Below are 13,612 nucleotides of genomic sequence, written 5' to 3' on the forward strand. Positions count from 1 at the left end.
TGCCGTGCCGCGGCCCGCCGACCCGGTGCGGGTCGACCTGCTGCTGCCCGTCTCCGCGCCGACGAGGGAGCAGCTCGACGAGCTCCTCGAGCGGCTTGCCCGACGCGTCGACCAGCTCGACGTGCGCGACGTGGCCTACACCCTGCAGCATCGGCGCACCCACTACGCGGTGCGAGCGCTCGTCGTGCTGCACCCGGGAGGATCCGCGGCCGAAGCCCTCCGGGCGGCCACGTCCACCCCGGTGCCGGCGGGAGGCATCGCCGCCCGATACCTGGCGGGCGAGGCGGTCGACTGGCCCGCCCCGGCCCCAGGGGCGCGCGTCGCCGATCTCCCCGGTCTGCCGCTGGCGCTCACGAGCCAATGGCCGGTGCCCGGCGTGTTCCCGGCCGGTCGCGCGGCATCGACGGGAGGGAACGGCGGCGGCCGTACGGTGCATCTGCGGCCGAGCGACCCTCTCGTGGCCGATCACGTGGTCGCGGGGGCTCCCGTGCTGCCGGCGGCAGGCCATCTCGAGCTCGTCGTCGACCTCGTGCGGGAGCGGACCGGATGGGCGGGCTTCGAGCTGCGCAAGTGTGTCTTCCTGCGACCGGTGATCGTCGACGCGGAACTGGACCTCACGGTGTCGCTCCTCGAGGACGGTGACGGCCTTCGCTTCACGGTGAGCAGCGGCTCCGGTCTGCTGCACAGCCGCGGTGAGGTCGTCCGGGCGACGCCCGAGGCCTCGTACCCGGACGTCGCTGCCGCCCGGGCCCGCTGCGATCGCGAGATGGATGCGAGGGTCCACTACCACCGGTTCCGGGGAGTCGGAGTCCGGTACGGCGAATCGTACCGGACGGTCACCGCGATCCGGGCCGGCCACGACACCGTCGTCGCCAGCCTCATGGCTCTCGGCGACGGCGCGGCCCACCTCCCCGCCCCCTGGCTGGACGGAGCGATCCAGACCGTCGCCGCCCTGCACGATCCGGCCGAGGAGTCGTCGCCGACGCTGCCCTTCGCGATCGACCGACTCGTCGTCGCCGCACCGCTCCGCGGGGCTCTCACCGTCGTCGTCGTCGAGCAGCAGTCGCCGGACCGGGCCACGCTGCGCCTCGTGGGCGAGGACGGCCGGGAGCTCGTCCTCGTCGACGGCCTGCTCTCCCGCCGCCTGCCCGAGACGACGGCACTGCACGTACTTCACCCGACCTGGACTGCCGACGACCTGCCGCGCGCACAGAGCGTGCCGCCGCCCGGGCCCGACGACCTGGTCGTCGTCGAGTCCCGGACGGGGCCCGTCGCGTACGCGCTTATCGGCGACCGGCGGACGGCCGTCCCCCTCGGCGACCCGGCGATCGAGGACCAGGTGGTGGAGTGGGCCGCACGCGGCGCCGGGGGACGGGTGGTCCTAGCCCTCAACGGGGCGGGCGCCGATCACGGCTGGCGCGCCTGCGACCCCGCGTACGAACGGGCCACGATCGGTCTGCCCGTCGTGCGCATCCTGCGAGCGCTTGCGCGCTCGGGGGGCACCTACACCCTCGACGTCGTGACCGTGGCTGCCGCGGCGGTCCCGGGCTTCGAGCAGGCCCGGCCCATCGCCGCGCACGTCACCGGCCTGGTGCGCTCGCTCTCGCGCGAGCACCCGAGCTGGACCGTGCGCATCGCCGACATCGACTCCGCGACCGCTCGCTCGGCGGCCGCCCCCGACGTGGTGGCCTCGGCGCTCGCAGCCGCGGGCGCCGGTGGCGGCCTGTGCTGCGTCCGTGGCGGGCGGGCCTGGAGCCGGGGCCTGTCACCCGACTCCCCCTCCGACGGCGCGCGGGTCGTGCCGGCCCGCCGCGGCGGCGTCTACGTCATCTTCGGGGGCGCCGGCGGGATCGGGGCGGAGACGGCCTTGGCCCTTGCCGAGAAGCACGCGGCGCATGTCGTCCTCGCAGGACGGCGACCCGCCGACGACCGTACGCGGGAGCTGGTCGCCCTCGTCCGCGCGGCGGGCGGTTCGGCGGAGTACGACCAGGCCGATCTCGCCGATCTCGACCAGGTCACGCACCTGCTGCGGCGTACGCGCGCCTCGTGGGGCCCGATCTCCGGCGTCTACCACTCGGCGCTCGTCCTGCACGACGTGCCGATGGCCGCCATGACCGACGAGTCGTACGACGCGGTCTGCCGCCCCAAGATGGAGGGTTTGCACAACGTCCTCACCGCCTGCGCGGGCGAGGACCTCGACCACCTCGTGGTCTACTCCTCCATGCAGTCTTTCGTGTGCAATCCCGGCCAGGGCAACTACGCCGCGGCCGGGTTGTACGCCGACGCCCTCATGGACGGCGCGCGCGCCGGGGGGTTGCCGGTCCGCCTCGTCAACTGGGGCTACTGGGGCGAGGTGGGCGTGGTGAGCCACCCGCGTTACCGGGCAGCGATGGCCGCCGAGGGCGTCGGGTCCATCGGCGCCGGCGAGGGCATGCGGGCGGTCGCCGGGGTGCTCGCCGGCGACGGCCACCAGACGGTCGTCGTCCGCTCGACCCCCGAGGTGTTGGACAGGCTCTCGATGCCCGGGGCCGGTACCCCGGCCACGCCGACGCCGTCGTCGTACGACCGGGCGCGCATCGTCGACCTCGTCACGCATCACGCGGAGCTCGAGGAGCTCGGCCTGCGCTGGGCGCGGCTCGTGCTGGCCGAGGTGGGGGTGCTCACTCCGGCCGGCGACGTGGCCGACGAAACACACTGGGCCGCTCAGGTCCGACCGGCCCGCTTCCCGCTGGTCCGCGCGATCGTGGGACACCTGCACGCCACCATCGGGACGGCCGGCGGGGGCGAGTCGCCCGACACCCTGCGGGTGGCTCTTAGCGTGCATGGTGAGCGACACCCCGACCTCGCCCCTCAGGTCGCCCTGCTCGTGTCGTGCCTGGAGTCGTACGCGGCGTTGCTTCGCGGCGAGCGGGAGTCGACCGAGGTCATGTTCCCAGGCTCGTCCATGGAACTCGTCGAGGGCGTCTACCGGGCGGACCCGCTGATCGCGGGGCTCAGCCGACACGCGGCCCAGGCCCTGGTCGGCGAGTGCCTCACCGCGGACAAGGCCCTGACGGTGCTGGAGGTCGGTGCCGGCACCGGCGGGACGACGTCGGTCGTCCAGCCGGCGCTCCGTCAGTGCGGCGCGCCGTACACCTATCTCTACACGGACCTGTCCGCGGGCTTCCTGGCTCACGGCCGGCGCGAATTCGGTCGGGACGATCCGTCGATGCGCTTCCTGCGGTTCGACGTGGAGGCGGAGCCCGCGGGTCAGGGCATCGAGCCCGGATCGGTCGACGCGGTCGTCGCCGTGAATGTCCTGCACGCGACGAACGACCTGCGCCGTACGCTGCGCAACATCGCTGCGACCTTGCGACCGGGCGGCACTCTCACCCTGATCGAGACGACCTCGGTGTCGCCCTTCGCGACGCTGACGTTCGGTCTGCTCGACGGGTGGTGGGTCTTCGCCGACGGCGTCCGCGAACCCCACTCCCCGCTCGCCTCGGTGGAGACCTGGACGCGTCTACTGAAGGAGTCCGGCTTCGCCACGGTGGACGTCTCGCCGTCGCTGGCGGATCTCGGGGTCGGCGTCGGCCAGCACGTCTTCCATGCCCGGTTGGCCGACCGGGGTTCCCTGGAGGTGCCGCCAGAGGCGCCCGCGGCGGTCTCGGCAACGGCCAGTCCGACGGCGGCAACCGGTGGGGCCACGGCGGGCCCGGCCGCGGCGGACGAGTCCGCGATTGCGGCACGCATCGTCGAGGTCATCTGCCAGGTGCTGCGCCGCGAGCAGGGCAGCCTCGACCACGAGCAGCCGTTCGCCGAGTACGGGGTGGATTCGATCATCCTCGTGGAGCTGGTCGGGGAGCTGAATGCCGCCCTCGGCGTGGAGCTCGACAACACGGCCCTGTTCGACAACCCGACGATCGCCCAGCTCGCTCGGGCTGTGGCCCAGACGGCGCCCTCCGAGCCGACCGCCCTGCCGTCGCCCCCGAGCGCCTCGTCGGCGCTCACACCGCCCGCGACAGAGATGGACGAACTCGCCCTGCTCGAGGCACTCGCCGCGGGCACCTGTTCGGTCGAGGACGTGGAGTTGATGATGGAGGACTACCGGTGAGCGATCGTCGAGCCATCCTGCAGGCTGTCCGTGCAGGGACTCTCTCGCCCCAGGAAGCGGCTCAGCGGCTGCGTGGCCAGGAACGGGAGGTTCCCCCCGCGGCCGGCGGCGGCTACGCCATCGTCGGGCTGAGCGCTCGCTTCGCGGGCGCCCCCGACGTCGAGGCGCTGTGGTCGATGATCCTCGACAAGCGCAGCGGGATCACGACGGTTCCCGACACGCGTTGGGATGCCGCGGCACTGTTCGATCCCCACGGCGGGCCGGGGCGGATCACGTCCAAGTGGGGCGGCTTCCTCGACGACGTCGACCTCTTCGACCCCATGTTCTTCCGCATGTCCGGGCGGGACGCGGAAGCCATGGACCCGCAACAGCGGCTGTTCCTCGAGACCGCGTGGGCCGCCCTCGAGCAGTCGGGCTACGCCGGCAGTCCCCGGTCACGGCGAGCTTGCGGCGTCTACGTCGGCACCCCGCCGAGCGACTACCTCACGGTGGCCGAGCGAGAGGGAGCGCTGGCGGACAGCCGAACGATGATGGGCAACGACTCCGCAATCCTCGCCGCACGGATCTCGTACCTCCTGGACCTGCAGGGGCCGAACCTCTCCCTCAACACGGCCTGTTCCTCCTCGCTGGTCGCGCTGGACCTGGCGTGCGCGGCGCTCGCCGCCGGAGACATCGACATCGCCATCGCCGGTGGCGTGTGCCTCTTCCTCGGTCCGGGCTTCTATCTGTCCGCCAGCGCAGGCGGCATGCTCTCGCCCACGGGCGCCTGCCACGCCTTCGACCGGGCCGCCGACGGCTTCGTCCCAGGGGAGGGCGTCGCCGCGGTCGTGGTGCGTCGACTCGAGGATGCCCTCCGGAACGGCGATCACATCCGCGCGGTCGTCCGCGGGACCGGCGTAAACCAGGACGGTCGCAGCAACGGCCTCACCGCCCCGAGCGCACGGGCCCAGTGCGATCTCGAACGGTCCGTGTACGCGGGGGCCGGGGTGGATGCGCGGAGCATCGGGCTCGTCGAGGCGCACGGGACGGGCACGCCGCTCGGTGACCCGGTGGAGGTCGACGCCCTGACCCGTGCCTTCCGCGCGGACACCGCCGACCGCGGGTTCGCGGCCATCGGCTCCGTGAAGACCAACATCGGGCACACCGGTCAGGCCGCGGGCTTGGCCGGCGTTGTGAAGGCGATCAAGGCGCTTGAGGAGCGGACGATCCCGCCGACGCGGGAGTTCTCCGTCGCCAATCCGGCCATCGACTTCGCGGGATCCCCCTTCTACGTCGCTGAGACGGCGCAGCCCTGGGAGAGCACCGGTCCGCGGCGGGCCGTGGTCAGCTCGTTCGGGTACGGGGGCACGAATGCGCACGTGTTGTTGGAGGAGGCTCCGGCGGTGCCGGCCCGGCCGACCCGACCGGAGCGGCACGTCGTCCTGGTGAGCGCCGACACCGAAGAGGCACTCGAGCGACTGAAGGGGCAGCTGGCGGCTGCGCTCGATCCCCCCGCGGCGGGGGTGACGTTGCACGACGTGGCGACGACCCTGAGCCGTGGCCGTCGCCGGTTCGCGGTGCGCTGGGCCTGCGCGGTCGACACGATCGAGGGCCTGGTCGCCGCCCTCCGTGGGGCGGTGCTCCCGCCCGACCCGGAGGTCACCGCGTTCGTCACCGACGCCGCCGAGCCGGCTCCGACGCACGACTGCCCCGGCGTGCAGGTGCCGCTGCCCACTCACCCCCTCGCCCGCACGCGGTTCTGGCACGACGTGCCCGCGCCGGAGGCGGGGGACGTCCTCGACCTGACCCCGACGGGAACGACTCCGGAAGGCGCACGGTCCTGGCGCCTGACGGCGCGCGGTGCGTGGATCGACGAGCACCAACTCTCGGGACGCCCTGTCCTCGCCGCCGCCGCCACGATGATCGTCATGGTCCGGGCCGCCCGAGCTCTCGGTGTCCACGGTGAGGTGGTTCTCTCGGGCCTCGAGTGGCGCCGGCCCCTCGACCCCCGCCCGGGCGTCGACGTCGTCGCGACCCCGGAGGGGCAGGGCTTCCGTCTCGAGCTCCGGCAGGCCGCTGATGTCTCCCCCGCGACCGTGGCCCATCTCGAGGCGGCGAGCGCTCCCCTCGCAGGCCCGTCGATCGACGTGCCGACCGACCCAGGCACCGCCCTCGACGTCGAGGGCGCCTATGCCGCGAGCCGCGCGGCCGGGCTGATCCATGGCGTCACCTACCGGGTTCTGACCTCCGCGAGGCTCGCCGGTGCCGTCGCCACGGCCGAATTCGCCGTGCCCTCCGCCCGACCCGGCGGCTACGCCATCGACGGCGCGCTGCAGACGGCGGCCCTGCTCCTGAACGCGACGAGCCGTGAGCGCCCCGGACCGCCGGTCCGGCTGGCCGAGGCCGTGCTCGGGGACGACATCCCGCAGCGCGGCGTCATCTCGGCGGTGCAGAGCGATGGCCGACCCGTCGTCGAGCTTGGTGACGGGACCCACGTCGCCGTCCGGCTCAGGGGCCTGGAGACCGCGTCGTCCGGGCCGGCGCAAGAGGGCCCCGGCCTGCTGCGGTTCGACTGGGTGGCCGTCGACGAGCCCACGCCCGTACCTCCTGCGGCCCTTGCGCTCGACTCCACCGGGGCGGTGACCGACCCGTACGGCTGTCCGGTCACCGACGTGGCGGGGTACGTCGACGGCGAGCACGTGGCCGTCGCCGTCGCCGCAGACGCCGCCCACGCCTGGCACGGCGCGCGAGGGGTGCTCTCGGCCCTGGTTGACCTCCCCTCCGCCCCCCGCGTGACGTTCGTGTGCCCCGAGGGCGCGCGCGGCCGCACGGTGGCGACAGCCCTGGCCGCCTATGCGGCCTCGGTGCGCCGGGAGGGGGTGTCCCTCGATGTCGGCGTGACGCTGGCGTTGCCCGGGGCCCCCGCGCTGGCGGGCCGGGGGGCCGGGCCGTTCGCGCTGATCGACGGGGAGCTGCGGGCGCCGCAGCCGGTGCCGGACGAGACGGGTACGCCCCTGGCCCTGGGGCCCGGCTGGACCGTCCTCACCGGCGGGACCGGGTTCGTCGGCTCTGCCATCGCCTCCGCGATCGTCGCCGCGGGCGGTCGCGTCGCGCTCCTCGGTCGGACGGAGCCCGCCCCGGACCTGCTCGCCCGACTCGGCGGTGCGGCGACCTTCGTCGCAGCCGATGTCCGGGACGCCGCCTCTCTCCGGGCGGCGCTCGCCGGCCTGAGGGAGAAGGCGCCCATCACGTCAGTGGTGCACGCCGCCGGGACGGTGCACACCCAGCGATGGCGGGGGACCGAACCGGCAGCCCACGAGGCGATGCTCTCGACCAAGCTGGACGGCGCCAGGCTTCTGGACGAGGCGACCGCGGGTGATCCCTTGACGGCGTTCGTCCTCGTGTCCTCCGTGGTGGGGACGACCGGCCTCGCCGGGCACTCCTCGTACGCCTATGCGAACGGGACCCTCGCCGGCCTCCCCGGGGAGCGGGCAGCCCTCGGCCGCCCCGGCCGCACCCTCGTCCTGGAGTGGGGGCCGTGGGCCGGGGGGCTCGCCGGGACGGACGCAGCGGAGGGCCCGGCGGCGTTCTCGGCCGAGACCGGCGCTGCGGCTTTCCGCGTCGCGCTCGCGGCGTCTGGCGACCGGGTCGTCGTCATGGCTGACCGGCACGACGCCCAGGCCCTCGCCGGGGCGCGCGGTGCCGTGAGTCCTGTGGTCGACGTCCCCGCGCCGGCCGTCGGCGCCGAGGCCGCCGACGATGTGGCCCTGGTCCGGTCGCTCATCGCGGAAGAGCTCAAGGTGCCCCTTGACCGGGTCACCGCCGAGCGCGAACTCGCTGATCTCGGCGTGGAGTCGTTCATGGTCGTGGACCTCGGCCGGCGGCTCGAAGAGCACTTCTTCCGCGTGCCGAAGACGATCTTCTTCGAGAGCCGTACGGTCGGTGACCTCGCCGCGTCGTTGTCTGCGCATGGACGGCGGCCGTCCCGGACCGAGTCGCCCGTCCCCACCGTCGAGCCGGCCACGGTCGCGTCTCCCGTCGCCCAGCCGCTCCCCGCTGCGGCCGACGAGTCGACGAGCGACCTGCCGGAGCCGGTGGCGATCGTGGGCATGAGCGGGCGCTACCCGGGGGCTCGCGATCTCGACGGCTTCTGGCGCGTCCTGGAGGAGGGCCGCGACTGCATCGTCGAGATCCCGGCGGACCGGTGGCAGATGGACGGGTTCTACTCACCGGAACGCCAGCCAGGTCGGAGCTACGCCAAGTGGGGCGGCTTCCTCGACGGGATCGACAGGTTCGATCCGGCGTTCTTCCGCATCGCCCCCAACGAGGCGGCGATGATCGACCCGCAGGAGCGGCTCTTCCTGGAGGAGGCGTGGCACGCGGTCGAGGACGGCGCCCTCACGCCCGACACGCTGCCGCGCCGGACGGGGGTCTTCGTCGGGGTGATGTACGGAGAGAACCAGCTCTTCGGCATGACCGACGACGGGCGCCTCGCCGGGACGTCGTTCGCGTCGGTCGCCAACCGCGTCTCGTACGTGATGAACCTGCACGGGCCGAGCCTCGCCGTCGACTCGATGTGTTCTTCCTCGCTGACCGCCCTGCACCTGGCTCTCTCGGCCATCCGAGCGGGCGAGTGCGAGGCCGCGATCGTCGGCGGCGTCAACCTCAGCCTGCACCCGCGCAAGTACCTGCAGTTGAGCCTCGGCAGGTTCGCCTCGTCCGACGGGCGCTGCCGGAGCTTCGGGGAGGGTGGGGACGGCTATGTTCCCGGCGAAGGGGTCGGTGCGCTCGTGCTGAAGCCGCTGGCCGCGGCGATGCGCGACGGCGACCCCGTACGCGCGGTGATCCACGGGAGCGCCCTGGGTCACGGTGGCCGGACGAACGGCTACACGGTGCCGGACCCCGTGGCCCAGGCCGACGTCATTACGCGGGCCCTCGCCGCGAGCGACCTGCCGGGCGGGCTCGGCTACGTCGAAGCCCACGGTACGGGCACCGCCCTCGGCGATCCGATCGAGGTCCGCGGGTTGGCCCTGGGGCTGGCGGAGGCGCCCGAGCCCGCGGTGAGCCCGCTGCTCGGGTCGGTGAAGTCGAACGTCGGCCATCTGGAGTCGGCCGCCGGCGTCGTCGCGCTCGCGAAGGCGGTCCTGCAGATGGAGCACGGGCTCCTCGTCCCGAGTCTGCATGCGCAACCGCGCAACCCCGATCTCGCGCTCGAGGACACCGGCTTCACGCTCGCGGAGCGCGGGCGCCGGTGGGAACCCGAGCGGCCGCGCACCAGCCTGGTCAGTTCCTTCGGCGCGGGCGGGTCGAACGCCTCCGTCGTTCTCTCGGGGGCGCCGTCGCGTCCGGCGTCGCCGGTTGCACCGCACGGCCCGTTCCTCTTGCCGCTCAGCTCGAACGAGCCGGTGGGACTCGCGCGGGTCGCCCGCGCCCTTCTCGCCTGGTTCGACCGGAGCGGTGGGCAGGCGGAGGCCGTGCGCGGGGCCGTTGCGGAGGTGCTCGGCGTCGAGGCGAGTGAGATCGACGACGATGCCACGTGGGACGATCTGGGTCTCGACCCGCAGCAGCTGGCGATCGTCGAGGGCCAGCTGCAGCGGGCCGGAGTGACGGTCGACCTTCGAGCGGCGACGTCCGTCGGGGCGGTGCCGTCCGGCGCTGCCGAGGCCGGCCTCGCCGACGTCGCACAGACGCTGCAGACCGGGCGAGTCCACCTCAAGCATCGTGTCGTGATCGTGGCCGCCGATCCCTCGGAGGCTCGGCGACTGCTGGGCCGACTGGCGGAGGGCGAGCGACCCGAAGGCGACCTGCTCGGTGACCTCGACCGGATCGGCGCGGAGCCGCTGGACGTCGCCCGCGCCTGGCTCACCGGTGACCCGGTCACCTGGCCCGCCACCGGGGGGCAGCGGATCTCCCTTCCCGGCTACCCGTTCCGCGAGGACCGCGTCTGGCTGGACGGGACGACTCCCCTGACCTTGCCCGGAACGGCGGTCGTCCCTGCGTCGGCCGTCGTCACGACGTCGACCGACCCGGTCCCCGTCGAGGCGGCGGCGGGCGGGGAGCCCACCGAGCTCGCCGCCGCAGCCGACGGGGTGGACCGACTTCGCCACCGGGTCCGGGACGCCCTCATCGCGCTGACCGCACAGATGATCGGGCTCGAGGAAGAGCGCATCGACACGTCGTCGTCGTTCGGGGACCTGGGGTTCGAGAGCATGCGTCTGCGGGACCTCGCGACGGAGGTCTCCGACAGGCTCGGCGAGGACATCAACCCGGCTGTGTTCTACGAGGTGCGAGACATCGACGAACTGGCCTCGTTGCTGGTCGACGACTTCCCGGAGCAGACGGGGCGTCTCCTCGGGGACGCTCCCGCCACCCCCCCCGCGGTCGGCGAGCGCGTGCCGGAGGACCGCCCTGACGGGGAGCCCTCGGTCGTGGCGGGACCGTCGGGCGAGCGGCCGGCCGACACGCAGAGCGCCACATCCGCCGACACCTCGGCCGACGCCGTCGATGAGCACTTCGGCGACGACGGTGCCGTCGCGATCGTCGGTCTTGCGGCTCGGGTCGCGGGCGCCCGCGACTACGTGGATTTCTGGGATCGGCTCGCCCGAGGCGAGCGGCTCATCGGGGAGGTCCCCGAGGAGCGCTGGGACTGGAGGAGCTTCGGCGAGGGACCTGACTCGGTCTATCGGTGGGGAGCTTTCCTCGACGACGAGGACGCGTTCGATCACGACTTCTTCGGGATCCCCGCGACCGAGGCAGCGGGCATCGACCCGCAGCAGCGGCTCCTGCTGGAGAGCGCCTGGGCGGCGCTCGAGGACGGCGGCATCCTGCCGTCGAGTCTCGCCGGGTCGGCGACGGGCGTCTTCGCCGGCGTGCAGTTCCGTGACTACCAGCATCTCCTCCACGAGGCGGCCGTCCTGAGTTTCGAGACCGCGACCGGCTGCGAGGACACGTTCGCCGTCAATCGCATCTCGTACCTACTCGACCTTCGCGGTCCGAGTGAAGTCGTCAACACCGCGTGCTCCTCGAGCCTCGTGGCCGTCCACCGTGCGGTCCGCTCGCTGCGCACCGGCGAGTCCGATCTGGCCCTGGCGGGCGGCGTGGCGCTCAACCTCACGCCGTACTCGATCCGGGCGCTGGAGGGCGTCGGGGTCCTCGCCGCCGACGGCCACTGTCGTCCGCTCGACGCGGAGGCGCACGGCTATGTCAAGGGCGAGGCCGTGGGTTTCGTCGTCCTCAAGCGCCTCGCCGACGCTCTGCGCGACGGTGACCACATCCACGCGATCGTGCGAGGGAGCGCGACGAACCACGGGGGCAGGGCCACCGCCTTGGCGGCGCCCAACCTCCGCGCGCAGGCCGCCGTGGTGGAGTCCGCAGTACGTGATGCCGGGGTTTCTCCCGACTCCATCGGCTACGTCGAGCTCCACGGCACGGCCACGTACGTCGGCGACCCCACCGAGGTCCGCGCGCTGAGCCGCGCGGTGCGCTCCTTGGCGCAGGGCGACGGGCTCGACCCAGCCACGTGGTCCGTCGGACTGGGCTCGGGTAAGGGCAACTACGGGCATCTGGAGCCGGCGTCGGGCCTGGGCGGGCTCGTCAAGGTCGTCGGCGGGCTGACCCGCGGACGCTTCTTCCCGATGCCGGACTTCGAGGCGCTCAACCCCCACGTCGAGCTGTCGGGCACGCCGTTCTTCGTCACGGACGCGGGCGGTGACTGGGCCGCCTGCGCGGGGAGCCCGCGCCGAGCCGGCCTGAGTTCGTTCGGGTTCGGTGGTTCGAACGCGCACGTCATCCTCGAAGAGGCTCCGGACCGACGGCACGCGCTCGTCGCCGTCGACAGCCCGCTCCTCTTCCCGCTCTCGGCGAAGAGCGCCAAGGCGCTCCGGCGGATGGCCGGGCGGCTCGACGCCTGGCTCGCGGCGGCGGAGGGCCCGGACCTCGCACGGGTCGCGGTGACGTTGCAGGAGCACCGCGAGCCGTTCGCGCATCGGGCTGTCGTCGTCGCCTCGACCGTCGACGCTCTGCGCGCGCAACTCGCCGCGATCGCCACCGACGGCGCCACCGGGGTCCTGGGTGCCACGGACGACCTGGAGACTGCCGACCGAGCTGCCGCCGAGGAGTGGTCGGAGGGGCGGGGCGGCACGCCCCGTCAGGGGTTGTCGGCCCTGGTCATCCCCCTGCCGACGTACCCCTTCGAGCCGACCCAGCACTGGTTCACGGACCGAGTCCCCATCTCCGGCGACGCAAAGCCGGCGGCGCCGGCCACGGCGGTCGTAGCCACCGCCGAGCGACCCGTGAGCGAGCCGGCGACGATCGCGACCACCGGGGGGGCCATGCTCGCGCGGCTGCGCGTGCTCGTCGGCGAGGTGCTGGACGCCGCGCCGGAGTCGATCGACGTCAACACGCCCTTTCGTGATCTCGGCGTGGACTCGCTGGTGGCCATCCAACTCATGGAAGCCCTCCAGGACCGTGTCGACAGCTCGCTGCCGCTCTCGACGCTGGCAGATCACCCGACTGTGGCCGCTCTCGCGGCTCGTCTCGCTCCCGCCGAGACGGCACCCGCCACGAGCGAGCGCCTCGAGCAGCCGGAGCAGGGCGCTGCGGGGCACGTGACGCCCGGGGAGCAGAAGAAGGAAGCTCCGGCGCGGCACCGCGCCGCGGGCCCGTCCGCCGAGCTCTTCCGGCTCTCTCCGGGCGAGGAACACCCCGGGAGCTTCTGGGTGCCCGGCGCGGTGGGCTTCGCCATGGCCTTGGGCGAGCTGGCGGGAGCCTTGGGGGGCGGGCACCCCTTCCATGCGTTCCAGTCCCGCGGGGCCGACGGTGTCTCCATGCCGCAGATGTGGAACGAGATCCTCGACACCTCGTACCGTGCCATCCTCGACACGCAGCCGGAGGGCCCGTACCTCCTGGGCGGGCACTCGTTCGGGGGGCTCACGGCGATGGCCCTGGCCCGTCGGCTCACGGCGTCCGGCCGAACGGTGGAGCACTTGTTCATGGTGGACACCTATCCACCGGTCGAGCGGGTGTTCACGAGCCACGACGACAGCTACGACCCGGCGTTCATGGCCTATTACCTCGCCAACGTCCTCGTGGACCTCGACCACCACCCGGAGCGGCGCATCGCGCGCAACGATCTGGACGGTGTCCCGCAGGAAGTGCTCCTTCCTGCGCTCGCCGAGATGGTGGCGCAACGGACGGGCGGGGTCGTCTCGCCGCCCGACGCCTACCGCTACCTCCGCGCGGGAATCACCCTGTCCGAGCACTCGGCTGGTCTCTACCAGCAGGCCGAACTCGCGCCGTACGACTGCTCCCCGGTGACGTTCTTCCACGCGACGGACGGCTTCGTGGGCAAGTCGTCGGCGGCGTTCTGGGAGCCGGTCGACATCCTCGGTAACTACGACTACGTGGCGGAGTGGGCGGGGGCGATCTCGACCCCGTTCGACGACATCGCGATCGACGACGACCACCTTCACCTCCTGTCGGGTCGTGGAGCCGCCCAGGTGGCCGAGGTGGTGCGCGCGAAGCTTGGCTGGAACCGTTGAC

2 protein-coding genes (1 of these 2 running past the window's edge) are annotated in these 13,612 nt (G+C 73.2%); both read left to right on the top strand.

Going from position 1 to position 13,612, the window contains the following annotated elements; all coding sequences use genetic code 11:
• Nucleotides 1-4,093, top strand: partial view of an SDR family NAD(P)-dependent oxidoreductase gene (locus Q1K57_RS10240; RefSeq protein ID WP_300081958.1) — the end only. It extends 8,309 nt beyond the left edge of the window; 4,093 of the gene's 12,402 nt are visible here — the last part of the coding sequence; the start codon falls outside the window, past its left edge; it ends in the stop codon at nucleotides 4,091-4,093.
• A complete protein-coding gene (locus Q1K57_RS10245; RefSeq protein WP_300081961.1) occupies nucleotides 4,090-13,611 on the top strand; it encodes an SDR family NAD(P)-dependent oxidoreductase in 9,522 nt (3,173 codons plus the stop codon). Before Q1K57_RS10240 ends, Q1K57_RS10245 begins: the two co-directional genes overlap by 4 nt.
• The last annotated feature ends 1 nt before the right edge of the window (nucleotide 13,612 follow it).

This window comes from Propioniciclava sp. (genome assembly GCF_029977985.1).
Lineage (GTDB): Bacteria > Actinomycetota > Actinomycetes > Propionibacteriales > Propionibacteriaceae > Propioniciclava.